This is a genomic window from Pseudomonas putida, assembly GCF_016406145.1.
In the GTDB taxonomy this organism is placed as follows: Bacteria; Pseudomonadota; Gammaproteobacteria; order Pseudomonadales; family Pseudomonadaceae; genus Aquipseudomonas; species Aquipseudomonas putida_E.
The window spans coordinates 1,352,141-1,374,336 of record NZ_CP066306.1 but is presented as its reverse complement, the minus strand read 5'-3'; the positions used below and the strand labels follow the sequence as shown (position 1 = coordinate 1,374,336).

The following is a 22,196-nucleotide window of genomic DNA, read 5'->3' as shown; positions in this document are numbered from 1 at the left end:
GTCTGCGCGGCCCCTGTGGGAGCTGGCTTGCCGGCGATGGCTGCAAATCACAAGCAAAGCAAAAACAAGAGCGCGGGGTTATGGCTGCGATGCAATCGCCTTCTCGATCGCCGCCTTGAACTCAGGATCATCCGGCTTGGTCAGGCTGGAGAAGTTGGCAATCACCTTGCCCTTGCGGTCAACCACGTACTTGTAAAAATTCCACTTCGGAGCACTGCTCTGCTCCGCCAGCCCCACGAACAGCGGGATCGCATCTTTGCCCCGTACCGACTGGGTCTTGGTCATGGTGAACGTCACGCCATAATTGGCATAACAGACCTTGGCCGTCTTCTCGCTGTCGGCATCTTCCTGCTTGAAATCGTTGGACGGTACGCCGAGCATTTCCAGCCCCTGCTCGTTGTACTCTTTGTAGGTACTCTCGAGCCCCTCGAACTGCGGCGCAAACCCGCAATAACTGGCTGTGTTGATCACCACCAACGGCTTGCCGCCAAAACGCTGGCAAAGGTCGACCTCACCCTTGCCACGCAACTCCGGCAGGCTGCCCTGCAGCAATGCCGGGCAATCCGCCGCCCAGGCAGAACCGGCAGCGAACATAACCAGCAACGGCATCATCAACCCATATGCACGCATCAAAAGACTCCTATGCAAGACGATCCTCGAACTTGCAGAGTAGCGCTTAACAAACACCCATGCCCAGTTGCATGAGGGCCATACCGCCCCGATGCCAGCCCCACCACGCCAGCACCAGCAGCAGCGCGCCCCCCAGGGCCAGCAACCCGCCAGCCAGGTAGCGGTTCATGCCGCGCGGGCCTGCAGACGGGCAACAGGCCGCTCACTCACCGGCCAATTGAGTGCTGCAGCCAGCAGACTGAGCAATATCGAAATCTGCCAGACAAGATCGTAATTGCCGGTACGGTCGTACACCACACCCCCAAGCCAACCGCCGAGGAAGGCACCCAGCTGATGGAACAGGAAGACAATGCCGCCCAGCATCGACAGGTTACGCACACCAAATAGCGTGGCCACGGTGCCGTTGGTCAACGGTACGGTCGAAAGCCACAGCAGGCCCATGGCAATGCCGAACAGATAGGCGCTGAACTGGGTCACCGGTGCCCAGAGGAACAGCACGATCACTATCGCACGCAACAGGTACAACGCCGTGAGCAGCCGCGGCTTGGACATGCGTCCACCCAGCCAGCCCGCCGTATAGGTACCTACGATGTTGAACAGCCCGACCAGCGCTAGCACGGTAGTACCGGTGGTTGCCGCCAGGTGCTGGTCGACCAGATAGGCTGGCAAGTGCACGCCGATGAATACCACCTGGAAGCCGCAGACGAAAAAGCCCAGCGCCAGCAGCCAGAAACCAGAGTGCGAGCAGGCTTCATGCAACGCCTGGCCCAACGTCTGTTCGCCACCGTGGGCAGGCAACGGGCGGTCACGCAGCAGCCCGACAAAGGGCACGATCAATGCCACCAGCAGGCCAAGCACCAGCAGCGCTGCCGACCAGCCAAGCCATTCGATCAGGCCCAGAGTGCCGGGCAGCATGGCAAACTGGCCGAACGAGCCTGCTGCGCTGGCAATGCCCATGGCCATGCTGCGTTTTTCAGCCGGTACCGCCCGGCCGACCACGCCCAGAATGACCGAGAACGAGGTGCCCGACAGGCCGATACCAATCAGCAGACCGGCACTGAGTGACAGCGACCAGGCCGAGTCGGCCGTACTCATCAGCAGCAAACCGGCGGTATACAAAATGCCGCCGATGATGACCACCCGCGCCGCGCCCAAGCGGTCGGCCAACGCGCCGGCAAACGGCTGCGCCAACCCCCAGATCAGGTTCTGCAGGGCGATGGCGAACGCGAATACCTCACGGCCCCAACCGAAATCGGCACTCATCGGCGCCAGGAACAAGCCGAAACCGTGCCGGACACCGAGGGACAACGCCAAGATCAACGCCGCCCCCGCCAGTACCCACCCGCTGGTTCGCCAAACCGAAGTCATTGTCGTTATCTCCAGCACATCATAAGGTTATGCGGGTATATACCCGCTTTGAATCAAACTGGATCAAGCCAGTTGCGCCAGCAAGCGCACCAACTGGTCGCGCTGCCCTTCACCCAATCGCTGCACCAACGCCTGCTGTGCCAGCTCCCAGGCTGGGTAAGCTGCTTGCAGGCGGCTCGCCCCCGCGTCCGTCAACAGCACAACACGGTTGCGCTGGTCGTCCCCCTCAGCCAAGGCCACCAAGCCTTCGGCCTCCAGCACCCTCAGGTTGCGGCCAAGGGTGCTACGCTCCAGGCCCATGGCTTCAGCCAGGGTGGTGATACTCGGCCGGTCGAGGCGCTGCAGATGGCGCAGCAGGGAAAACTGGGCGACATTAATGCCAAAACCAACGAGGGCTTCGTCGTAATGCCGGCTCACCCCACGGGCGGCGCGACGCAGATGGGTGCAGATGCATTCACTGGTCAACATGATTACGTGTATATACCCGCACTATGGATGTTGCAAGAAGTTTCAATTGTGCCAAGCAGCCACTCAAGTCGCTAACGCCAGCCCCAACACCACGGTGAGCTCCAGCAACTCCAGCATCGCCCCGGCAGTATCGCCGGTTGTCCCGCCCAACCGCTGACACATCAATCGTCGCAACCACAAGAACACGCCAAGCGCCAGCGCCATCGGCCAGATCGCGCTCCAGCCGCCCAGCAGCAGGCACAGCAGCAGACTGCCCAGCAGCACCCAGCCAGCAGTCTGGCGCGGCAGGTGCTCGGCCAGCGCCTGCCCCAGGCCGCCCGGGCGCACGTAGGGCGTACCAAGGAACAGGCCAAGCATCGCCGCACGCCCCACCACCGGCGCCAGCACCAGCAGCGCACCTGCGCCGCGCTCGACCAGCACCCACAACGCACAGAACTTGAGCAGCAACACCAGCACCAGGGTCACCACCGCAATCGGCCCGCTGCGCGGATCCTTCATGATCTTGAGCGTACGCTCGCGATCGCCGAACCCACCTAGCCAGGCATCAGCACTGTCTGCCAGGCCGTCCAGGTGCAGCGCACCGCTGAGCAGTACCCACAGCGTCAACAGCAACGCCGCGTGCAAAGGTGCCGGCGCGCCTTGCAACAGATGGCTGGCAAGCCACAGCAGCAGGCCGAACAGCAGGCCGACCAGTGGGTAGCACAGCAGTGAGCGCCCCATTTCGCGTGGTTCGGGCATCCCCGACAAGCGTACCGGCAGGCTGCTGAGGAACTGCAGGGCAATCCAGAACGGCAGCATCTCAGCCCACCTCTTCCAGTTGCCCATCTTCATGCAGCCGCAGGCCCATCAGCGCGCCGTGCCCCACTTCGACCTGCAGCAATTGCTCTTTGGGCAGACCACGGGCACGTGCCAACAGCAAGCGCATGACGCCACCGTGGGTGACCAGCAACACCCGCTTGCCGGCATGCTGCTGGTGCAGGCGGGCGACAGCACCCAGCACCCGCTCAGCGAAGGCACTGACGGCCTCACCGCCGGGCGGCGTGTAGCTGTAAGGATCGGCCCAGAAACGCCCGAGCTCATCCGCTTGCGTCTGCATGATCTGCAAGGCGCTGCGCCCTTCCCACTCACCGAAATGCAACTCTTGCAGATCGGCCTCGCGCTGCACCATCAAACCCAGCCGTTCACCCAGCTCATCGGCAAACCGCGCACAGCGCTGCAAGGGTGAGCTGACCAGTACGTCCCAAGCGGCGCGATCACCCAAGGCACTGCGCATCTGCGCCCAGCCCAGCTCGGTGAGAGCATCGTCCAGGCTGCCGCGCAAGCCGCCACCCTGTTCGGTTTCGCCGTGGCGCAGCAAGTCGAGGATCATACCGGGCGGTCCGCTACGGCTGCTTCGGCAAAGGTCGCCATCTGCCCGTGCAGCACGCAGGCCAGGCGCAACAGTGGCACCGCCAGCGCCGCACCGCTGCCCTCGCCCAGGCGCAGACCCAGGGCCAGCAGCGGCTCGGCCTGCAAGGCATCGAGCAACGCCTTGTGCCCTGGCTCGGCACCTTGGTGGGCAAACAGCAACCAGGCCCGGCACTGCGGGTTGAGGCGCACGGCTACCAGCGCGGCGACGCTGCAGATGAAACCGTCCACCAGCACTGCAATGCCCTGCTGTGCACAGGCCAGATAGGCGCCGGCCAGAGCGGCGATCTCAAAACCACCCACACAGCCCAGCGCCTGCAGCGGGTCGTCGGCACGCAGGCCATGCAGCACCAGGGCACGCTCGATCACTTCAGCCTTGTGGCGTACGCCAGCGGTGTCCAGGCCAGTGCCCGGGCCACTCAGCTCGCGCGCCGGGCAGCCCAGCAGCGTGCTGGCCAGCGCCGCAGCAGCCGTGGTGTTGCCGATGCCCATCTCGCCACCGATGAACAGCTGCGCGCCGCTCTGGGCAGCGCGCAGGACGCTGTCTCGGCCGGCTTGCAGGGCTGAGCGCAGCTGCACCTCGGTCATCGCCGGCTGGCGGGCGAAGTTGGCGGTACCGCTCCCCAGGCGCAGGTGGCGAACACCCGGCAATTCCAGATGTGGGTCGATGGTGCCGAGATCGACCACTTCCAGGCTTGCCTGCAGTTGGCGCGCCAGCACGCTGATCGCCGCGCCGCCGCCGACGAAATTGCGCAGCATCTGCCCGGTCACCGCCTGCGGATAGGCCGAAATACCCTCCTCGACCACGCCATGATCACCGGCGAAAATAGTGATGGCGACCTGATCCAGGTTCGGTCGTTCAACCCCCTGCAGCCCGGCCAGGTGCACTGCCAGGGCTTCCAGCTGGCCGAGCGATCCGGCAGGTTTGGTCAGCTGCTGTTGACGGGCGCGGGCCTGGTCCATGGCGGCGGTATCGAGAGGTTGGCAGGCGTCACGCCACCAGGTCGGGTTCATAGAGCAGGTCCTTTGAGCATCAGGGGCAGGCCGGCGACGGTGAATACCACCCGCTGGCAACGTTCGGCGACGGCCTGGTGCAGCCAGCCGGCCTGGTCGACATAGCGCCGGGTCAGCTCGCCCATGGGCACTACGCCCAGGCCGGTTTCATTGCTGACCAGAATGATCACGCCGGGCAATTGCACCAGGCAGTCGAGCAATGCATCGCGCTCTTGGGCCAGGCGCTGAACGTCATCGAGCATCAGCAGATTGGTCAGCCACAGGGTCAGGCAGTCCACCAGCAGGCAGCGCCCCTCAGCCGCTTCGGCACGCAGCACGCCAGCCAGGGCGAGCGGCTCTTCGATCAGCGCCCAATCGCTTGGCCGGCGCTGGCGGTGCAGGCGTACCCGTTCGTTCATTTCGCCATCCAGGGGTTCGCTGGTGGCGATATAGGTCACCGGCAGGCCGCTGTCGGCTGCCAATTGCTCGGCCAGGCGGCTCTTGCCCGAGCGGGCACCGCCGAGGATCAGGTTGCGCATGTCAGGCGACCCCACAAAGTTTTCGCAGATGCGCGGTGTCCAGGTGCTTTTCCACCAGGTCGGCCAGGCGCTCGATATCCCGCTCGCGCAGGGCCTCATAATCGATCTGCTGCACGTCCGCCAGGCCCGCCCAGCGCAGCAGCGCTGCGCACGACTGGCTGCCTTCGAACAGGCCATGCAGGTAAGTGGCGAGGATCTGCCCGTCGGCACTGATGGCGCCGTCGCTGCGGCCATCGGCCAGTTGCACGGCAGGGCGCTGCAGCGCAGGGCCTTGCGTGACGCCGGCATGGATCTCGTAACCGGCCACGGGCGACTGTTCGAGGCTCAAAGCCCCCGCCACGTTGCGCAACTGCTTCTGGGCCTCAAGCACCGTGGCGTAATCGAGCAGGCCCAGCCCCGGGCTGGACCCGGCAGGCCCCTCGAGGCCGAGCGGATCATGCACCTCACGGCCCAGCATCTGCAGGCCACCACAGATACCGATGAGCTTACCGCCGTAGCGCAGGTGCCGGGCGATGGCGGTGTCCCAACCGCGCTCGCGCAGTTGCGCCAGATCGCCACGCACGCTTTTGGAGCCAGGCAGGATGATCAGGTCGGCAGGCGGAATCGGCTGGCCAGGGCCGATGAACTGCAGGTCCACCTGGGGGTGCAGGCGCAACGGGTCGAAGTCGGTGTGGTTGCTGATGCGCGGCAGCACCGGCACGATCACCTTGAGCACGCGCTCATCCTTGGCCCCCTGGCGTACATCGATGCCGTCTTCGGCCTCCAGGTGCAGGTCGGTGACATAAGGCAGCACACCCAACACCGGCTTGCCCGTGCGCTGCTCCAGCCAGTCCAGGCCTGGCTGCAGCAGGGCGATGTCGCCACGGAAACGGTTGATGACGAAGCCCTTGACCCGGGCCTGCTCGGTCGGCGACAGCAGTTCCAGGGTACCGACCAGGTGGGCGAAGACGCCGCCGCGATTGATGTCGGCAACCAGAATCACCGGGCAGTCGACCGCTTCGGCAAAACCCATGTTGGCGATGTCACCCGCACGCAGGTTGATCTCGGCAGGCGAGCCCGCACCTTCGACCATCACCACCGGGTACTCGCCACTGAGGCGCTGATGGGAAGCCAGCACCGCCTGCATGGCGATAGCCTTGTAGTCGTGATAGGCCACCGCGTTCATGCTGGTGACCGCGCGGCCATGGATGATGACCTGGGCGCCGGTGTCACTGTTGGGCTTGAGCAGCACCGGGTTCATGTCGGTGTGCGGCGCCAGCCGGCAAGCCTGGGCCTGCACCGCCTGGGCGCGACCGATCTCGCCGCCGTCGGCAGTCACCGCGCTGTTGAGTGCCATGTTCTGCGGTTTGAACGGCACCACGGCCACCCCCTGGCGCAGCAGCCAACGGCACAGGGCGGTAACCAGCGTGCTCTTGCCGGCATCGGAGGTGGTGCCTTGCACCATGAGGGTGGTCATGCCGTTTCCTTCTGATAATCGGCCAGGGCCTGGGCCAGGCGCTGCTCTTCAGCGGCGCTGGCGGGCAGGCCCAGGCGCACGGCAGGTGGCTGTTCGAACAGGCGCACCAGGATGCCGCGGCGGGCAAGAAAGTCATGCAAGTGCGCTGCGTGCTCACAGCGTACGTACTGGAACAGGTCGCAACCACCCGCGGGTGTCAGGCCGGTGCTTTCCAGCAGCGTGGCAAGCCGTTGGCTGGCGTGGGCACAGCGCTCGATCTGCAGCGGGTGCGCTGCCAGGTTGGCGAAACACGCCTGGGCCAGCACCCGGGTCGGGCCGCTGACGGTCCATGGGCCAAGCAGGTCGGCCAGGCGCCGCAACAACGGCAGTTCGGCCGCCACGCAGCCCAGCCGCACACCCGCCAGGCCAAAGAACTTGCCGAACGAGCGCAGCACAATCAGCCCCGGCCGGTCGGCACAACCGACCACGCTGTGCTCGGGCGTGTTGTCCATGAAGGCTTCATCGACCACCAACCAGCCGCCACGCTCGGCCAAGCGGGCATGCCATGCAAGCAGGCGGTTGGGGGGCACGCGATGACCGGTCGGGTTGTTCGGGTTGACCAGCACCAGCACATCGAGGCTGTCCAGATACGCCTCGACCAGGCTTTCATCCAGCTCGATCAGCTGATGCCTGGCCCGTTGCCAGGCCTGCGGATGCTCGGCATAACACGGCGACAGCACCCCCACGCGACCGCTCGGGCGCAGATGCGGCAGGGCCTGGATCGCTGCTTGCGAGCCCGCTACCGGCAGCAACTGGCCAACACCGTAATACTGTCGGGCCGCCTCTTCGAGACCGTCTTCGGTCTCGGGCAGTCGCGCCCAGGCGTGCGCCGGGATCGGCGGCACCGGGTAAGCCCACGGCGCAATACCGCTGGACAGGTCGAGCCAGTCCTCCCGTGCAATCCCGTATTGCCGTACTGCCTTGAGCAGTCGGCCGCCATGTTCAAGCATTGCAGTAGGCTCCCACGCAGATCACCAGCAACCACAACCACACGCCACGCTGCACCAGGGCCCAGCCGCGCTCGATGGCACCGGCATCGGCCATCGGCCCTTCGCCCAGGCGCGGGCGCTCGTGCAGCTCGCCGTGATACACCGCCGGGCCACCGAGTTCGACACCCAGCGCACCGGCACCGGCCGCCATCACCGGCCCGGCGTTGGGGCTGTCCCACAACGGCCCCTGGTTGCGCCAGCAGGCCAGGGCCAGGCGGGTTTTGCCGAGCAAGGCGTAGGTCAGTGCCACCAGCCTTGCGGGAACATAGTTGAGTACATCGTCGATGCGCGCCGCGCACCACCCGAAGCGTTCAAAACGTTCATTGCGGTAGCCCCACATGGCATCCAGAGTATTGCTCAGGCGGTACAGGACCACGCCCGGAGCGCCGGCCACGATGAACCAGAACAGCGCGGCGAACACCGCATCGCTGCCGTTCTCCAGCACCGATTCGGTTGCGGCCCTGGCCACGGCCGGCTCATCGAGCTCGCGGGTCTCGCGGCTGACCAGGTAACCGACGCGGCGCCTCGCCTCCTCCAGATCACCCTGGCGCAAGGCACTGGCTACCGGCAGCACATGCTCGCCAAGGCTGCGCAGGCCCAGCGCGCAATACAGCGCCAGCACGTCTACCAGCCAGCCAATATAGGGCAGCCAGGAGAGAATCAGCGCCACCAGAGTCAAGGGCACCACTGCCAGGAACCAGGCACTCACGCCATGGCTGCGCCAACCGCGCCCACCGGCATTCAGGCGCTGCTCCAGGCTCGACGCCAGGTTACCGAAGGCCACCAGCGGATGGCGCCGCTGCGGCTCGCCGAACAATGCATCCAGGGCCACGCCGGCCACGGTCAGCAAGGCGACGCTCATGGGCGCTCTCCCCATTGGTTTTCATAGAGCATGTCGCTCAGGGGCCGTGCTTCGGCCCAGTTTTCCATCACCAGCATGGGTGCCGGATAGAATTCGGCGACAGGCCCCAGGCACAGCACCGCCACCGGTTTGGCACCGGCAGGCATCCCCAGCAGCGCGGCCAGTGCCTGTGGGTCGAACAGCGAGACCCAGCCCAGCCCCAGCCCTTCAGCGCGGGCCGCCAGCCACAGGTTCTGAATAGCGCAGGCGAGCGAGGCGAGGTCCATTTCGGGCAAGGTCCGGCGGCCGAAAATGTGAGGCTCGCGGTTATCCATCAACGCCGCCACCAACACTTCGGCGCAGTCGTTGATGCCTTCTACCTTGAGCTTCATGAAATCGCCGGTGCGCTCGCCCAAGGCGTGTGCAGTGCGCACCCGCTCCTCCTCCACCAACGCCTGAATACGCCCGCGCAGCTCACTCTGACTGATGCGAATGAAACGCCAAGGCTGCATCAGGCCAACGCTGGGGGCCTGGTGCGCGGCAGCGAGCAGGCGGCCGAGCACTTCAGGCGCAACGCTGCCGCCGGCGAAGTGGCGCATGTCGCGGCGCTCGCCGATTGCCCGGTAGACGGCCGCGCGTTCGGCATCACTGAAGGCGTGCTCGCTCATGGCCGCAACAGCGCTGCCGCCGCCTCAGGGTTGGAGGGGAAATAGAAGTGCACATAGGATGCAGTGAGCCGCCCAAGGCGATAGACCGCCTCGTTGCCGCGCCCGCCGTTGGGGCTCAGGCCGCGGGCAATGGGCTGCAGTTCGGTGCTGGTCAGCGAGTGGTGGTAGGTGTGGCCGCGCAGGGTGCCTTCGGGCAGTTCCACAGCCTGCAGGGCCAGCGCCGCCAGGCGTTTCTGCATGGTCGCCTCGCCGGGCAGCAGGCCAAGTAGCGCTGCACGCTCACCGGCCACATCGGTCAGGGCATCGAGCAGGTAAAGCATGCCGCCGCACTCGGCCAGCAACGGCTTGCCTGCCCCGTGGTGCGCACGGATCGCGGCGCACATCGGTGCGTTGGCGGCCAGCGCATGGTGATGCAGCTCAGGGTAGCCGCCCGGCAGGTACAGGCTGTCCACGACGGGCAGCTCGCGGTCGTGCAGCGGCGAGAAGAACGCCAGCTGTGCGCCCAGGTTGCGCAGCAGGTCGAGGTTGGCGCCGTAGGTGAAGGCAAACGCTTCGTCCCGGGCGATGCCAATGCGCACACCCGCCAGCGAGGCGGTGCAGGACGGTACGTCCGGCGCGGCGAATGCCACCGGCGGCGGCAATGCGGCATCGCAGCTGCTGCCCAGTGCTTGGGCGGCAGCGTCCAGGCGCGCATCCAGGTCATTCAGCTCGCTGGCCTGAACCAACCCCAAGTGGCGGCTGGGCAGCTCGATACCGCGCTCGCGCGACAGCCCGCCGTACCAGCGCAGGCCTTCGGTCAGGCTACCTTCGAGCAACTGCGCATGGCGCAGGCTGCCGACACGGTTGGCTAGCACGCCAGCGAACGGCAGGTCGGCCTGGTAGCGCGCCAGCCCCAGGGCCAGTGCACCAAAGGTCTGGGCCATGGCCGTACCATCGATCACGGCAAGAACCGGCACGCCGAAGTGGCGCGCCAGGTCGGCACTGGAAGGAGTGCCGTCGAACAGGCCCATAACGCCCTCGATCAGGATGAGGTCGGCCTCACCCGCAGCGTCCCACAGCAGGCGCCGGCTTTCCTGCGCACCGATCATCCACAAGTCGAGCTGGTACACCGGCGCCCCGCTGGCACGCTCGAGGATCATCGGGTCGAGAAAATCAGGCCCGCATTTGAATACACGGACCTTGCGCCCCAGGTTACGGTGCAAGCGGGCCAGAGCCGCGGTCACGGTGGTCTTGCCCTGGCCAGATGCCGGTGCTGCGATCAGAACGGCTGGGCAGTGGCGCGCCTGACTCACAGTTCGACGCCCTTCTGCGCGCGAATACCCGCCTGGAAGGCATGCTTGAGCATGCCCATCTCGGTGACGGTGTCGGCCAGCTCGACCATTTCGGGCTTGGCCGCGCGGCCAGTGACGATCACATGCTGCATGGGGGGACGCGCCTGGATGTCGCCTAGCACCTGATCGAGGTCGAGGTAGCCGTGCTTGAGGGCGATGTTCAGCTCGTCGAGCACCACGAACTGGACGCTCGGGTCCTGCAGCAGCTGGCGCGAAACCGCCCAGGCTGCCTCAGCAGCGGCGATGTCGCGCTGGCGGTCCTGGGTTTCCCAGGTAAAGCCTTCGCCCATCACGTGGTAGCGCACCTGCTCGGGGAAGCGCCGGAAGAACAGCTCCTCGCCGGTGCTGTTGCGGCCCTTGATGAACTGCACCACACCACACTGCATGCCATGGCCCAGGGCGCGGGCGAGCATGCCGAACGCCGAGCTGCTCTTGCCCTTGCCATTGCCGGTCAGCACCAGCAGCAGGCCGCACTCATTAGGGGAATTGGCGATGCGCTCGTCGATGATCGCCTTCTTGCGCTGCATGCGCGCCAGGTGGCGTTCGTCGCGTTCGGTGGTTTCGCTCATGGGGGTCTCCGCAGGCTGTCGCCCCGCAAAATACGGCGACAGGTCGATAGGCGGGCAGACGGAGAACGCGCAGGAGCCGTGGCCAGACGCCACGGTGCACCGCGCATCACCCTCCGTGATGCCGTTGGCAGTGACAGGCCGGTCTCCGGGCTCGTGAGCGGGCGTTAGCCCGGGCCTGCGCGCCTTCCCGGATACTGTCACCCAGTGGCCGTGCGCGGCTTTTGACTCACCTACCGTTGCGGGGGCAGCGCCGGACTCGCACCTTGCAGGCGCACACCGGCTTCCCAGTTTCACCCTGCCCAGACGGGCTGGCAGGGCACCTGAAACACGCGCGAAGGTTAGAGTGTTGCATCGGGAGCGTCAATCGAAGGGGGGGATTTGGCGGCGATCTTGTGTCGGTTTCATTGGGCCCATCGCCGGCAAACCGGCAATGGGGCCCTCAGCCTCAGCGACGAATCAGCGCCAGCACCGCATCGGTCACCTCGCGAGTGGTCGCCTTGCCTCCCAGGTCCGGGGTGTGCACACCACTTTCGGTCACGGCCTCGATGGCCGCCATCAGTTCACGAGCGGCGCCCTGCTCACCGAGGTGCTCAAGCATCATGACCGCCGTCCAGAAGGTCGCGATGGGGTTGGCCACGCCCTTGCCGGTGATATCGAACGCCGAACCGTGGATGGGCTCGAACATCGACGGGAAGTCACGGTTCGGGTTGAGGTTGGCTGTAGGCGCGATGCCCAGGCTGCCGGATAACGCGGCGGCCAGGTCCGAAAGAATGTCGGCATGCAGGTTGGTGGCAACCACGACATCCAGTTGCTCCGGCTTGAGGACCATGGTTGTGGTCACAGCGTCCACCAGCTCGCGAGTGGTGCGCACATCCGGATAGTCCTTGGCCACCTCTTCGAACACTTCATCCCACAGCACCATACCGTGGCGCTGTGCGTTGGACTTGGTCACCAGCGTCAGGTGCTTCGCCGGCCGCGTGCGGGCCAGATCGAAAGCAAAGCGGTGAATGCGCTCGATACCGACACGCGTGAACGTCGAGACCTCGGTCGCTACTTCGATCGGCAGGCCTTGATGGACACGACCGCCACTGCCGGAGTATTCCCCTTCGGAGTTCTCGCGCACGATCACCCAGTCGATAGCCTTACCCTTGGCCAATGGGCTGCTCACCCCTGGCAGCACGCGGGCGGGGCGCACATTGGCATACTGATCGAAGCCTTGGCAGATCGGCAGGCGCAGGCCCCACAGTGACACATGGTCCGGCACAGCCTGGCTGCCCACGGCACCGAAGAAAATCGCGTCGAAGCGCTTGAGTTGCTCCAGCCCGTCTTCTGGAATGTACTGACCTTCACGCAAGTAGCGTTCCGAGCCCCAATCGAAATGCTCGAAATCAATGGCGAAATTACCCCGTTTGGCAGCAAGCGCCTGTAGCACCTCGACCCCCGCCGCGATGACCTCGACGCCGATGCCATCACCCGCAATTGCCGCAATCTTGTAGCTGCTCATGTCTGGACTCCATTTCTTGTTGTGGCCCGCCGGGGTTGTGCTGGCGGGGATGAGCCGAGTATATGTAGTGAAGCCAGGGCAGCAGTTAACCCTGATTTACCTCTTAAGTAACCATGGGTTAATGATGAATCCGACACAGGACCTGGGCTTCTTCCACCTGTTGGCCAAGCAAGGCAGCCTGGCCGCAACCGCGCGTGAACTGGGCGTTACACCGCCAGCGGTGAGTAAACGTCTGGCTGCGCTGGAGGCACGCCTGGGGGTGCGCCTGGTCAACCGCACTACCCGCTCGATGAGCCTGACCGCCGAGGGTGAGCTGTACGTTGCCCACGCGGCGCGCATTCTTGCTCAGGTCGACGAAGTGGAGCAGCTGATCGGCAGGCACCGCGCCGAGCCCAAAGGCTTGATTCGGGTGAACGCCTCGCTGGGGTTCGGCCGCCGTTACATTGGCCCGGCATTGGCCGACTTCTATGCCCGCTACCCGGACATCGAAGTGCAGCTGGAGATCAGCGACCACCCGCTGGACCTGGCCAGCCACGGCTTTGACCTGGGGATTCGCTTCGGCACCTTGCCTGATGCATCCTTTCATGCCCGCAAGATCGCCTCCAACCGCCGCCTGCTGTGCGCCTCGCCGCTGTACCTGGAGAAGCACGGGGCGCCAACCAAGCTGTCGGACCTGGCCCGGCACAACTGCATTTTCCTGCGCCAGAACGAGTCGCCCTATGGGGTATGGACCTTCACCAATGGCGGCCGCACCCAGAACATCAAAGTACAGGGCGCACTCAGCTGCAACGACGGTGAAGTAGCACTGAACTGGGCACTGCAGGGCCATGGCATCCTGCTGCGCGCCGAGTGGGACATCGCCCGCTATGTGCGTAGCGGGCGTCTGAGGCTTTTACTGGAAGACCAGACCCCCACCCGCGCCGACGTCTATGCGGTTTACCCGCAGCAACTGCACTTGTCGGCACGGGTAAGGCGCCTGATCGACTTTCTGATCGAGCGGTTCGAGCGTATCGACCACCTTGAGCTGGAAGAGGTCAGCTGAACCGACTGCACAGGATTCATGGGCGACCTGATAGCGGTACGCAGGGTGCGAAGGCACCTTCGCACCTGGCCCAGATCAAGGGTTATGCGCCAGATGCCCTTGAGTGATCACCCGTTTTGCCTGCAGGTAGGCCTTGGACCAGTAACTGTTGGACAGGTAATCCAGACGTACAGTGCCGCCGGTGGACGGAGCATGCACGAAACGCCCTTCGCCCACGTAGATACCGGCGTGGCTCACCTGCGAGCCACCGCTGGTAGCGAAGAACACCAGGTCGCCCGACTGCAGTGAGTGGACATCCACGGTCGGAGCACGCATGACGATCATTTCTCGCGTGGAGCGAGGCAGGCTGATACCCGCCGCATCCCGGTAGACGTAGTTGATCAAGCCACTGCAATCGAAACCGGAATCGGGTGTGTTACCCCCCCAGCGATACGGCGTACCCACCAGGCCAATTGCGCGGATCAGCACGTCGTCGGCAACCGGGGACGCAGAGGGTTGGCTGTACGAGATCTGTGGCTGTACCACAGGCGCCGGTGCCGGGGCACGGCCGGAGCAGGCGGCAAGCAATGCCACCAGGGAAAGGAGTGCGAAGCGCGCCATCATCACCATGGCCAGAACGTCCTGTCTGAGATCGCTGGGCTGCAACCGAAAAGTGTTGAGAATTTAGATTAGACGCATTCTGTAAATGCGCACGGCGACAAGCTTTTTAAGCATCGTCGCCGCGGCAGGGTACATCATTTTGATATCAGTTGCGTGCGATATTGCTCGCTGGCGCCATGGCCAAGGCGCGCTTGGCTTCGATGAAGGTCTTGCTCCAGTAGCGATCACCGAGGTTGTCGATGCGCACACCACCGCTGCGGCGGCTGCTGGAGTGGATGAACTGGTTGTCACCCAGATAGATGCCGGCATGGCTGACACGGCCACGGCCATTGGTGCTGAAGAACAGCAGATCACCCGGCTTGAGCTTGTTGCGGGCAACCTTGGGCGCATCGACGTTGATCATTTCGCGGGTCGAGCGCGGCAGGTTCATGCCGGCCTCTTCGCGGAACAGATAGCCGATGAAACCGCTGCAATCGAAGCCGGACGCCTGCGAGGTACCCCCGAAGCGGTAACGGGTGCCGATCAGCGACATGCCGCGCTCAAGGATGCTGTCGGCCAATACTGGCAACTGGTAAGGCTTGCTGTTGCTGGAGAACGCCTGAAGGTCATCTTCAGTGGCCAGCTCTTCCTGCTCGCCGAAGACGGACGATACCGAAGCCTTGGCCTTGGGCGCCGACTGGGAGGCGACCGGGGTGTGATCCTGGGGCTGGGAAACAGGGCCTTGGGCCGCGCAACCAATCAGCAGGGTCACGAGTGCGAGGGGCACGAGGGGTGCGAAGCGCTTGAGCATGGGCACGACCGTGTCTGTAGTCCTTTAGAAGGGGGAAACTATGCCTTCTATCAGGATCATTTGCAAATTTTATCGAAGAAGATGTGACTTTTTCGTTTTGCCGCTCAAAGCCCCGTATTTACGGGCTTACCAGCCGAGCGTTTCTTTCAGGAACGGGATGGTCAGCTTGCGCTGCGCTTGCAACGAAGCCTGATCGAGCCGCTCGAGCAGGTCGAACAGTGCACTCATGCTGCGCGTACCCCGGGTGAGGATGAAATGGCCGACTTCGTCGGTCAGGTGCAGGCCACGGCGCGAGGCGCGCAATTGCAGCGCGCGCAACTTGTCTTCGTCAGACAGGCCGCGCATCTGGAACACCAGCGCAAGGGTCAGGCGGGACTTGAGGTCGGGCAGTCTGATCGGCAGCTCGCGCGGCGAAGCCGATGCCGCCAGCAGCAGGCGCCGGCCGCTGTCGCGCAGGCGGTTGAACAGATGGAACATCGCCTCTTCCCACTCCGCCTTGCCGGCAATCACGTGCAAGTCGTCGATGCACACCAGTTCGTACTGCGCCAGGTAATCGAGCAACCCGATGCCCCGTTCGAGCAACTGCGCCAGCGGCAGGTACACAGCGGCTTCGCCACGCTGCTGGAAGCGGTGTGTGGCGGCCTGCAACAGATGGCTACGGCCGACACCCTGCTTGCCCCACAGGTAGATGAGGCTCTCGGTCCAGCCGGCGTCGGCTTCGCACAGCCGCTCGACGTAGCCCAATGCCGCTGCATTGGCGCCCGGATAGTAGTTGATGAAGGTGGCGTCATCGCGCAGGCGCACACCCAGGGGCAACTGGATCGGTGGTTTCATGCTCGCGGGCGGTCGGGAGACCACAGGGGGCCTAGGGTGATCGGTGTGCAAAGTCTATACCCGCAACGCGGGGGGCACAATCGCGAAGGCACGGAGCACAAGCAAAATCAACGAGTTGCAAGGCAGTCTGGCCTAAAGATCCGGGTCGACCTCCCCCGCGTACATGTCCGAGTCCTTGTACAAGTCATGCACATGGCGCAGCAGCACCATGATCACTGCTGCCACCGGCAAGGCCAGCAGCACGCCGGTAAAGCCGAACAGTTCGCCCCCGGCAAGGATGGCGAAGATCACCGCCACCGGATGCAGGCCGATCCGGTCCCCCACCAGTAACGGTGTCAGCACCATGCCTTCCAGCGCCTGGCCGACCATGAACACTGCAACGATGCCCAGCATCGGGTACAGATCACCGCCAAACTGGAACAGCCCGGCCACCAGCGCCGCACCGATGCCAATGATGAAGCCCATGTAGGGCACGATGGCTGCCAGGCCGGCCAGCATGCCGATCAGCAGCCCCAGCTCCAGCCCCACCAGCATCAGCCCGGCGGAATAGATCACGCCGAGCGCCAGCATGACCATCAGTTGGCCACGCACGAAGGCCCCCAAGACCTCATGGCACTCTGCGGCCAGCCCGACCACCTGCGACTCGCGCTGGCGCGGCAGCAGGCTGCGCAACTTGGCCATCATCAGGTCCCAGTCGCGCAACAGATAGAAGCCCACCACCGGGATCAGCACGAAGTTCGCCAGCCAGGCCAGCAGCGCCAGGCTCGACGCGGTGGCTTGGGACAGCAGCATGCCGACGATGTCGGTGGTCTGGCCCATGTGCTCACTGACGGCGGCCTTGATCTTGTCGAACTTCCAGAACCCGTCGGCAAGGCCCAGGCGGCTCTGCACCCAGGGCAGCGCCACATGCTGCAACCAGTCGAGCATCTGCGGCGTCAGTTCGTACAGGCGCACCAGCTGCTTGGCCAGCATCGGGATCAGGATGAGCAGCAGAACCAGCAGGATCAAGGTAAACAGGCTGAATACCACCACTACTCCCCAAGTCCGCGACAGCCCCATACGCTCCAGGCGGTCGACCAGCGGATCGGCCAGATAGGCCAGCAGGATACCCACCAGGAAGGGTGAGAGGATGTTGTGCAAACCATAAAGAAGCAGGGCAATCAGTAGCGCGGCACCCAGCCAGATCCAACGGCGCATATCAGTCATGGTCGCTCTTCCTTACCAGCTAAAACGCAGGCCGTCGAACGGTTTGGGGGCTACGGCAGCCGTTGCAGGTTGCCCTGCCGCAGCCTCGGTTCCGACTGCAGGCGTAGCCGGGGACGGGACAGGAGGCGCCTGTTCAGCCGGGACCTCCTGCAACTTGGCCAGGCCCAGCTGCGCGCGCAACTGCTCAGCGTTGGCAGTGACGCCGTAGGTCAACGTCTTGCCATCGGCCATTTGCAGGCGTGGGCCGTAAGGTTCGAGAACGCGGTTCAGCTCGGCGTAGCGCTGCAGGTTCACGCCTTGCACCTGCACTTGCAACTGGCTGCTGGCGCCTGGCCGGGTCACGTAACGTGGCGCCAGGCGATTGCTGACGGCCAGCATCACGGCATCGGCCAATGCAGCCTGGTCGGCGCCTTCGGCGCTGCCTTGCTCGCGCTTGTCGCCCAGCCACAACTGCCATTTGCCTTGCCACTTGCCGTCGGCTTCAAGGGCGTGCACTGCCAACAGTGCGTCGGCGCCATAGCGCTCGGAGGCTTCGCGCAGTGGCGCCGGGTCGTTGCCTTCGAGCTGCTTGGCGTTGGCCACCAGTTGCTCCTGCAGGTCGGCCAGCGGCAGGCGCAATGGCAGGCCGCGGTGTTGGGCGGCACGGCGCAGGGACTGGGCGCTGGTCTGGCCATCGCCGACCAGACTGCTACCCTCGACACTGTCGTTGAGCCACCAGCCGAGGATCGACGGCCGGTTGCTGCCCCACAGCGCCAACCCGGCCTTGCGCAATGCCCGCTCGGTGCTGCCCGGGTCGAACTCGACCATCACCGACTCAGGCGGGCCGGCCTCGGTACCGACCTGGTTGATGATCTGTTGCGGGTCCTTGCGCAGTTCGGCCAGCGCAGGGGTTTGCGGCGCCTTGGGGTCGCCGGTCAGGCGCAGCACCAACGTATCGAGCGCCTTGGTGGTAGCTGCAGTGCGGGCTTCAGCGCCCTGCCCTTCGAGCGGTTCGCGCACCTGATAGAGCCCGGCAACGTTTTCGGCCTGGGCGGCAATACTGACCAAGGCAAGGCAGCCGGCTGACAGATAATTGAGAAGACGCATTGAGGATTCCTGTCCAGTCGAGCTTCAAGCTGCAAGCTTCAAGCTGTAAGAAAAAGCAGTCAGAACCCAAGCGCTTTCGCTTGCGACTTGGGGCTCGCTGCTTGCAGCTTATACAGAAGGAACTGCATCAACCACCCGCGAGCCTTTTTCAGCAATTTACTGCCCTGCCCGTCGGCCTGAGGATGGCCGCTGCACGGCAACCCTGATAAAATCGCGCGCCTTCACAGACCTCTGACGTTTCAGGCAGCCGCCGCTCCCCAGCCGGCCTTGGCCGTCACGGTCGTTTTTACGAATCCCTCCCTCTTAAAGGCCTGGATCAATGAGCAAGCAACCCTCCCTGAGCTACAAGGACGCCGGTGTAGACATCGACGCCGGCGAAGCACTGGTCGAACGCATCAAGGGCGTGGCAAAACGCACCGCACGCCCTGAAGTCATGGGTGGCCTGGGTGGCTTCGGCGCCCTCTGCGAGATCCCGGCCGGCTACAAGCAGCCGGTGCTGGTCTCCGGCACCGACGGCGTCGGCACCAAGCTGCGCCTGGCGCTGAACCTGAACAAGCACGACAGCATCGGCCAGGACCTGGTCGCCATGTGCGTCAATGACTTGGTGGTCTGCGGTGCCGAGCCGCTGTTCTTCCTCGACTATTACGCCACCGGCAAGCTCAACGTCGACGTCGCCGCGACCGTGGTCACCGGCATCGGCGCCGGCTGTGAACTGGCCGGCTGCTCCCTGGTTGGCGGCGAAACCGCCGAAATGCCGGGCATGTACGAAGGCGAAGACTACGACCTGGCCGGTTTCTGCGTCGGCGTGGTTGAAAAGGCCGAGATCATCGACGGCTCCAAGGTCGCTACAGGCGACGCGCTGATCGCCCTGCCGTCTTCCGGCCCGCACTCCAACGGCTACTCGCTGATCCGCAAGATCCTCGAAGTGTCGGCGACCGACATCGAGAACACCCAGCTCGACGGTAAGCCGCTGACCGACCTGCTGATGGCGCCGACCCGCATCTACGTCAAGCCACTGCTGCAACTGATCAAGCAGACCGGCGCAGTCAAGGCCATGGCCCACATCACCGGTGGCGGCCTGCTGGACAACATCCCGCGCGTTCTGCCGAAAAACGCCCAGGCCGTGGTTGACGTGGCCAGCTGGCAGCGCCCTGCGGTATTCGACTTCCTGCAGGAAAAAGGCAACGTCGATGAGCACGAGATGCACCGTGTACTGAACTGCGGCGTGGGCATGGTCATCTGCGTGGCGCAGGACCAGGTCGAAGCAGCACTGAATGTTCTGCGTGCAGAAGGCGAGCAGCCTTGGGTCATCGGCCGCATCGAACAAGCCGCTGAAGGCGCTGCCCAGGTCGAGCTGCAAAATCTCAAGGCACACTGATGCCGAGCAAGCCCTGCAATGTAGTGGTACTGCTGTCGGGTTCCGGCAGCAACCTGCAAGCCTTGATCGACAGCAGCCGTGGTGAACACAGCCCGGTACGCATCGCTGCGGTGATTTCCAACCGTGCCGACGCCTACGGCCTGCAACGCGCGGCGGCGGCGGGTATCGCCACCGCCGTACTGGACCACACCGGCTTCGACGGCCGTGAAGCCTTCGATGCGGCGCTGATGGCGCGCATCGACGGCTTCGCGCCCGACCTGGTGGTGCTGGCTGGTTTCATGCGTATCCTCAGTGGCGGCTTTGTGCGCCACTACCAGGGCCGCCTGCTCAACATCCACCCGTCGCTGCTGCCCAAATACAAGGGCCTGCATACCCACCGACGGGCCTTGGAGGCAGGCGATGCCGAGCACGGCTGCAGCGTACACTTCGTCACCGAGGAACTCGATGGCGGCCCTCTGGTCGTACAGGCTGTGGTACCGGTATCGTCAGGCGATAGTGCTGAAAGCCTGGCCCAGCGGGTACACCAACAGGAACACCAGATCTACCCGCTGGCAGTGCACTGGTTTGCCGAGGGGCGCTTGCGCCTGGGCGAACAGGGTGCATTACTGGACGGCCAGCCACTGCCGGCCAGTGGTCATTTGATCCGACCCTAGGAGAATTTATGCGTCGCGCCCTGCTCTTGGCTCTCGCCGTGCTCGCCCTGCCCCTCCAGGCAGCCGACCTCAAACCCTTCTCGGCCAGCTACACCGCTGACTGGAAGCAACTCCCCATGAGCGGCACTGCCGAGCGCAGCCTGGTCAAGAATGCCAACGGTACATGGGACCTTAATTTCAAGGCCTCCATGATGATCGCCAGCCTGACCGAGCAAAGCACCCTGCGCATGGACAACGACACCCTCCTGCCGCAGAAGTATCACTTCGAGCGTGGCGGCCTGGGCAAAGCCAAGAAAGTCGACCTCACCTTCGACTGGAACGGCAAGAAAGTCACCGGCAGCGATCGGGGCGATGCCGTCAGCCTGCCGCTCAACCGCGGCGTGCTGGACAAGTCCTCCTATCAGCTGGCGCTGCAGCATGATGTGGCAGCCGGCAAGAAAAGCATGACCTACCAGGTGGTCGATGGTGACGAGATCGACACCTACGACTTCCGCGTGCTGGGCACCGAGAAAGTCACCACCAAGACCGGCCAGGTCGAGGCGGTCAAGGTCGAGCGCGTGCGCGACCCGAGCCAGAGCAAGCGCATCACCGAGCTGTGGTTCGCCAAGGACTGGGACTACCTGCTGGTACAGCTGCGCCAGGTCGAGACCGATGGCAAGGAGTATGTGATCGTGCTGCAGGATGGTACGGTCGATGGCAAGTCGGTCAAAGGCAACTAAGCCGCAGCCCGTAAGATCCGTAGCCCCGCCCTGTGCGGGGCTTCTTTTTGTCTGGGCAACATGAAACTTGTTTCATGGCCATTTTATTTACTTAGGCTGCTAACAAACTCTATAAAAGAAGTGCGCGACATAATGTCGCAACCAACTGAACAGTGGAGTTTAACGATGACAGTCCAAGTAACCGAACGCGACGAATCGAAAATGTCCCACGAAGGCCTGGCCGCTGGCGTGCGGATCTGGGATGTGCACCAGCAAGGCGAATTGGTGGGGATGTTCCACAACGAACACGAAGCCCACCAGTACCGGGTAGAGCTTGAAGTGCTGGAAACCCAGCGCGCTGCGCAATGACCCACACAGTCTTTTGCTTTGGGGCCGCTTTGCGGCCCATCGCCGGCAAGCCAGCTCCTACAGGTACCGCGCAGGCCTCCAGTACTGCGAAATCCCTGTGGGAGTTGGCTTGCCGGCGGTCGACTGCGTAGCAGCCCCAATAGGCGTTACCGCTTAGGCGGGTTTCTTCATGCTTACCACATCAAGTCGTCAGGGATCTTGTACGCAGCGTACGGATCGTCCTCATCCGCTTCCTCGACATGGGTGTTGAGCAGCAAGATGCGATGAGGGTCGCGTTCCTGGATCTTCACCGCCGCCTCGCGTGGGATGACTTCGTACCCCCCACCAAACGACACGATCGCCAGCGCACCATTGCTCAGCTTGCTGCGCATCAGGGCGTTCACCGCAATGCGTTTGACCTTCTTGTCGTCGACGAAGTTGTAGTAGTCCTCGGTCGTGAGCTTGGGCAGACGGGTCGCCTCGATCAACTGCTTGATCTGCGCGGCACGGGCCTTCTGTTCGGCCTTTTCCTGCTGCTGACGGTTCAGTTCCTGGTCACGCTTGGCCTTCTCGGCCATGGCTTCCTTGGCCAGGCGCTGCTGGGTATCGTCGACTTCGACCTGGCCCTTGTGCTCCAGGCGTTTTTGTTTCTTTTGGGCCTTGTTGGCCTGGGAGACCTGCTTCTGGTTTACCAGACCGGCCTTGAGCAATTGATCGCGAAGGGAAAGACTCATGGATGTTCACTCACTTATTCAGCCA

26 protein-coding genes and 1 riboswitch are annotated in these 22,196 nt (G+C 64.1%); of the genes, 5 read left to right on the top strand and 21 right to left on the bottom strand.

The features are described from left to right. Window positions 1-78 precede the first annotated feature (78 nt). From JET17_RS06295 to JET17_RS06230, 15 genes are all read right to left on the bottom strand, one after another. The gene (locus JET17_RS06295) at window positions 79-630 is read right to left on the bottom strand and encodes a glutathione peroxidase (RefSeq protein WP_042111225.1); all 552 of its coding nucleotides are present in this window, start codon (window positions 628-630) and stop codon (window positions 79-81) included. Window positions 631-676: 46 nt separating this feature from the next. Next, window positions 677-799, bottom strand: coding sequence for a hypothetical protein (locus tag JET17_RS27500; RefSeq protein WP_012313158.1), 123 nt, complete (start codon window positions 797-799; stop codon window positions 677-679). Further along, the gene (locus JET17_RS06290; protein ID WP_012313157.1) at window positions 796-1,998 is read right to left on the bottom strand and encodes an MFS transporter; all 1,203 of its coding nucleotides are present in this window, start codon (window positions 1,996-1,998) and stop codon (window positions 796-798) included. Before JET17_RS06290 ends, JET17_RS27500 begins: the two co-directional genes overlap by 4 nt. A 63-nt stretch (window positions 1,999-2,061) precedes the next feature. Continuing rightward, on the bottom strand, window positions 2,062-2,466 hold the full coding sequence (locus JET17_RS06285; protein WP_012313156.1) for a MarR family winged helix-turn-helix transcriptional regulator: 405 nt from the start codon (window positions 2,464-2,466) through the stop codon (window positions 2,062-2,064). Between the two features lie 63 nt (window positions 2,467-2,529). Then, window positions 2,530-3,264 (bottom strand): adenosylcobinamide-GDP ribazoletransferase, encoded by a 735-nt coding sequence (locus tag JET17_RS06280; protein ID WP_012313155.1) that lies wholly within the window; start codon window positions 3,262-3,264, stop codon window positions 2,530-2,532. 1 nt (window position 3,265) lies between these two features. Next, on the bottom strand, window positions 3,266-3,835 hold the full coding sequence (gene cobC, locus JET17_RS06275) for an alpha-ribazole phosphatase family protein (RefSeq protein WP_012313154.1): 570 nt from the start codon (window positions 3,833-3,835) through the stop codon (window positions 3,266-3,268). After that, a complete protein-coding gene (gene cobT / locus JET17_RS06270; protein WP_012313153.1) occupies window positions 3,832-4,887 on the bottom strand; it encodes a nicotinate-nucleotide--dimethylbenzimidazole phosphoribosyltransferase in 1,056 nt (351 codons plus the stop codon). The genes cobC and cobT overlap by 4 nt, the downstream gene beginning before the upstream one ends. Beyond that, window positions 4,884-5,405: a bifunctional adenosylcobinamide kinase/adenosylcobinamide-phosphate guanylyltransferase gene (gene cobU, locus JET17_RS06265; protein ID WP_012313152.1), complete on the bottom strand. Its 522-nt coding sequence runs from the start codon at window positions 5,403-5,405 to the stop codon at window positions 4,884-4,886. The genes cobT and cobU overlap by 4 nt, the downstream gene beginning before the upstream one ends. A gap of 1 nt (window position 5,406) precedes the next feature. Beyond that, a complete protein-coding gene (locus tag JET17_RS06260; RefSeq protein ID WP_012313151.1) occupies window positions 5,407-6,861 on the bottom strand; it encodes a cobyric acid synthase in 1,455 nt (484 codons plus the stop codon). Continuing rightward, window positions 6,858-7,850, bottom strand: coding sequence for a threonine-phosphate decarboxylase CobD (cobD, locus tag JET17_RS06255; RefSeq protein ID WP_012313150.1), 993 nt, complete (start codon window positions 7,848-7,850; stop codon window positions 6,858-6,860). Before cobD ends, JET17_RS06260 begins: the two co-directional genes overlap by 4 nt. Then, window positions 7,843-8,751, bottom strand: coding sequence for an adenosylcobinamide-phosphate synthase CbiB (gene cbiB, locus JET17_RS06250; protein WP_012313149.1), 909 nt, complete (start codon window positions 8,749-8,751; stop codon window positions 7,843-7,845). Before cbiB ends, cobD begins: the two co-directional genes overlap by 8 nt. After that, on the bottom strand, window positions 8,748-9,398 hold the full coding sequence (gene bluB / locus JET17_RS06245) for a 5,6-dimethylbenzimidazole synthase (protein WP_012313148.1): 651 nt from the start codon (window positions 9,396-9,398) through the stop codon (window positions 8,748-8,750). Before bluB ends, cbiB begins: the two co-directional genes overlap by 4 nt. Beyond that, the gene (locus JET17_RS06240) at window positions 9,395-10,690 is read right to left on the bottom strand and encodes a cobyrinate a,c-diamide synthase (protein ID WP_012313147.1); all 1,296 of its coding nucleotides are present in this window, start codon (window positions 10,688-10,690) and stop codon (window positions 9,395-9,397) included. Before JET17_RS06240 ends, bluB begins: the two co-directional genes overlap by 4 nt. Then, window positions 10,687-11,298 carry a cob(I)yrinic acid a,c-diamide adenosyltransferase gene (gene cobO / locus JET17_RS06235; protein WP_012313146.1) on the bottom strand — a complete coding sequence of 204 codons (612 nt, stop codon included), beginning with the start codon at window positions 11,296-11,298 and terminating at the stop codon, window positions 10,687-10,689. Before cobO ends, JET17_RS06240 begins: the two co-directional genes overlap by 4 nt. A 118-nt stretch (window positions 11,299-11,416) precedes the next feature. Next, window positions 11,417-11,637, bottom strand: a riboswitch (cobalamin riboswitch). A gap of 106 nt (window positions 11,638-11,743) precedes the next feature. After that, window positions 11,744-12,802 carry a tartrate dehydrogenase gene (locus JET17_RS06230; RefSeq protein WP_012313145.1) on the bottom strand — a complete coding sequence of 353 codons (1,059 nt, stop codon included), beginning with the start codon at window positions 12,800-12,802 and terminating at the stop codon, window positions 11,744-11,746. A 124-nt stretch (window positions 12,803-12,926) separates the two neighbouring features. Here JET17_RS06230 and JET17_RS06225 point away from each other — a divergent pair, with 124 nt between their 5' ends. Then, window positions 12,927-13,844, top strand: coding sequence for a LysR family transcriptional regulator (locus tag JET17_RS06225; protein ID WP_012313144.1), 918 nt, complete (start codon window positions 12,927-12,929; stop codon window positions 13,842-13,844). 75 nt (window positions 13,845-13,919) lie between these two features. Here JET17_RS06225 and JET17_RS06220 read toward each other — a convergent pair whose 3' ends face one another. The 5 genes from JET17_RS06220 to JET17_RS06200 form a co-directional block, all read right to left on the bottom strand. Beyond that, entirely contained in the window at window positions 13,920-14,453 is a 534-nt protein-coding gene (locus JET17_RS06220; protein WP_012313143.1) for a C40 family peptidase, read from the bottom strand. 136 nt (window positions 14,454-14,589) lie between these two features. Further along, complete coding sequence (locus tag JET17_RS06215; RefSeq protein WP_012313142.1) at window positions 14,590-15,234, bottom strand: C40 family peptidase; 645 nt, start codon at window positions 15,232-15,234, stop codon at window positions 14,590-14,592. Window positions 15,235-15,360: 126 nt separating this feature from the next. Continuing rightward, window positions 15,361-16,068: a DnaA regulatory inactivator Hda gene (hda, locus tag JET17_RS06210; protein WP_012313141.1), complete on the bottom strand. Its 708-nt coding sequence runs from the start codon at window positions 16,066-16,068 to the stop codon at window positions 15,361-15,363. Window positions 16,069-16,200: 132 nt separating this feature from the next. Continuing rightward, window positions 16,201-17,274 (bottom strand): AI-2E family transporter, encoded by a 1,074-nt coding sequence (locus JET17_RS06205; RefSeq protein WP_012313140.1) that lies wholly within the window; start codon window positions 17,272-17,274, stop codon window positions 16,201-16,203. Between the two features lie 12 nt (window positions 17,275-17,286). Next, window positions 17,287-18,360: a DUF2066 domain-containing protein gene (locus JET17_RS06200; RefSeq protein ID WP_012313139.1), complete on the bottom strand. Its 1,074-nt coding sequence runs from the start codon at window positions 18,358-18,360 to the stop codon at window positions 17,287-17,289. Between the two features lie 319 nt (window positions 18,361-18,679). Between JET17_RS06200 and purM the strand changes: the two genes are divergently transcribed. From purM to JET17_RS06180, 4 genes are all read left to right on the top strand, one after another. After that, window positions 18,680-19,738 carry a phosphoribosylformylglycinamidine cyclo-ligase gene (gene purM, locus JET17_RS06195; protein ID WP_012313138.1) on the top strand — a complete coding sequence of 353 codons (1,059 nt, stop codon included), beginning with the start codon at window positions 18,680-18,682 and terminating at the stop codon, window positions 19,736-19,738. Next, the gene (gene purN, locus JET17_RS06190) at window positions 19,738-20,391 is read left to right on the top strand and encodes a phosphoribosylglycinamide formyltransferase (protein ID WP_012313137.1); all 654 of its coding nucleotides are present in this window, start codon (window positions 19,738-19,740) and stop codon (window positions 20,389-20,391) included. Before purM ends, purN begins: the two co-directional genes overlap by 1 nt. Before the next feature lie 8 nt (window positions 20,392-20,399). After that, window positions 20,400-21,110, top strand: a complete 711-nt coding sequence (locus JET17_RS06185) for a DUF3108 domain-containing protein (RefSeq protein WP_012313136.1) — start codon at window positions 20,400-20,402, stop codon at window positions 21,108-21,110. Window positions 21,111-21,275: 165 nt separating this feature from the next. Then, window positions 21,276-21,458 (top strand): hypothetical protein, encoded by a 183-nt coding sequence (locus JET17_RS06180; RefSeq protein ID WP_012313135.1) that lies wholly within the window; start codon window positions 21,276-21,278, stop codon window positions 21,456-21,458. Window positions 21,459-21,631: 173 nt separating this feature from the next. On the opposite strand, the gene JET17_RS06175 is transcribed toward JET17_RS06180, so the two are convergent. Further along, window positions 21,632-22,171, bottom strand: a complete 540-nt coding sequence (locus tag JET17_RS06175) for a DUF2058 domain-containing protein (RefSeq protein ID WP_012313134.1) — start codon at window positions 22,169-22,171, stop codon at window positions 21,632-21,634. Between the last annotated feature and the right edge of the window lie 25 nt (window positions 22,172-22,196).

What these genes read in the sequence shown, in the direction of transcription:
- JET17_RS06295 (WP_042111225.1), bottom strand. Translation starts at nt 630, where the DNA reads ATGCGTGCATATGGGTTGATGATGCCGTTGCTGGTTATGTTCGCTGCC.
- JET17_RS27500 (WP_012313158.1), bottom strand. Translation starts at nt 799, where the DNA reads ATGAACCGCTACCTGGCTGGCGGGTTGCTGGCCCTGGGGGGCGCGCTG.
- JET17_RS06290 (WP_012313157.1), bottom strand. Translation starts at nt 1,998, where the DNA reads ATGACTTCGGTTTGGCGAACCAGCGGGTGGGTACTGGCGGGGGCGGCG.
- JET17_RS06285 (WP_012313156.1), bottom strand. Translation starts at nt 2,466, where the DNA reads ATGTTGACCAGTGAATGCATCTGCACCCATCTGCGTCGCGCCGCCCGT.
- JET17_RS06280 (WP_012313155.1), bottom strand. Translation starts at nt 3,264, where the DNA reads ATGCTGCCGTTCTGGATTGCCCTGCAGTTCCTCAGCAGCCTGCCGGTA.
- cobC (WP_012313154.1), bottom strand. Translation starts at nt 3,835, where the DNA reads ATGATCCTCGACTTGCTGCGCCACGGCGAAACCGAACAGGGTGGCGGC.
- cobT (WP_012313153.1), bottom strand. Translation starts at nt 4,887, where the DNA reads ATGAACCCGACCTGGTGGCGTGACGCCTGCCAACCTCTCGATACCGCC.
- cobU (WP_012313152.1), bottom strand. Translation starts at nt 5,405, where the DNA reads ATGCGCAACCTGATCCTCGGCGGTGCCCGCTCGGGCAAGAGCCGCCTG.
- JET17_RS06260 (WP_012313151.1), bottom strand. Translation starts at nt 6,861, where the DNA reads ATGACCACCCTCATGGTGCAAGGCACCACCTCCGATGCCGGCAAGAGC.
- cobD (WP_012313150.1), bottom strand. Translation starts at nt 7,850, where the DNA reads ATGCTTGAACATGGCGGCCGACTGCTCAAGGCAGTACGGCAATACGGG.
- cbiB (WP_012313149.1), bottom strand. Translation starts at nt 8,751, where the DNA reads ATGAGCGTCGCCTTGCTGACCGTGGCCGGCGTGGCCCTGGATGCATTG.
- bluB (WP_012313148.1), bottom strand. Translation starts at nt 9,398, where the DNA reads ATGAGCGAGCACGCCTTCAGTGATGCCGAACGCGCGGCCGTCTACCGG.
- cobO (WP_012313146.1), bottom strand. Translation starts at nt 11,298, where the DNA reads ATGAGCGAAACCACCGAACGCGACGAACGCCACCTGGCGCGCATGCAG.
- JET17_RS06230 (WP_012313145.1), bottom strand. Translation starts at nt 12,802, where the DNA reads ATGAGCAGCTACAAGATTGCGGCAATTGCGGGTGATGGCATCGGCGTC.
- JET17_RS06225 (WP_012313144.1), top strand. Translation starts at nt 12,927, where the DNA reads ATGAATCCGACACAGGACCTGGGCTTCTTCCACCTGTTGGCCAAGCAA.
- JET17_RS06220 (WP_012313143.1), bottom strand. Translation starts at nt 14,453, where the DNA reads ATGGTGATGATGGCGCGCTTCGCACTCCTTTCCCTGGTGGCATTGCTT.
- JET17_RS06215 (WP_012313142.1), bottom strand. Translation starts at nt 15,234, where the DNA reads ATGCTCAAGCGCTTCGCACCCCTCGTGCCCCTCGCACTCGTGACCCTG.
- hda (WP_012313141.1), bottom strand. Translation starts at nt 16,068, where the DNA reads ATGAAACCACCGATCCAGTTGCCCCTGGGTGTGCGCCTGCGCGATGAC.
- JET17_RS06205 (WP_012313140.1), bottom strand. Translation starts at nt 17,274, where the DNA reads ATGACTGATATGCGCCGTTGGATCTGGCTGGGTGCCGCGCTACTGATT.
- JET17_RS06200 (WP_012313139.1), bottom strand. Translation starts at nt 18,360, where the DNA reads ATGCGTCTTCTCAATTATCTGTCAGCCGGCTGCCTTGCCTTGGTCAGT.
- purM (WP_012313138.1), top strand. Translation starts at nt 18,680, where the DNA reads ATGAGCAAGCAACCCTCCCTGAGCTACAAGGACGCCGGTGTAGACATC.
- purN (WP_012313137.1), top strand. Translation starts at nt 19,738, where the DNA reads ATGCCGAGCAAGCCCTGCAATGTAGTGGTACTGCTGTCGGGTTCCGGC.
- JET17_RS06185 (WP_012313136.1), top strand. Translation starts at nt 20,400, where the DNA reads ATGCGTCGCGCCCTGCTCTTGGCTCTCGCCGTGCTCGCCCTGCCCCTC.
- JET17_RS06180 (WP_012313135.1), top strand. Translation starts at nt 21,276, where the DNA reads ATGACAGTCCAAGTAACCGAACGCGACGAATCGAAAATGTCCCACGAA.
- JET17_RS06175 (WP_012313134.1), bottom strand. Translation starts at nt 22,171, where the DNA reads ATGAGTCTTTCCCTTCGCGATCAATTGCTCAAGGCCGGTCTGGTAAAC.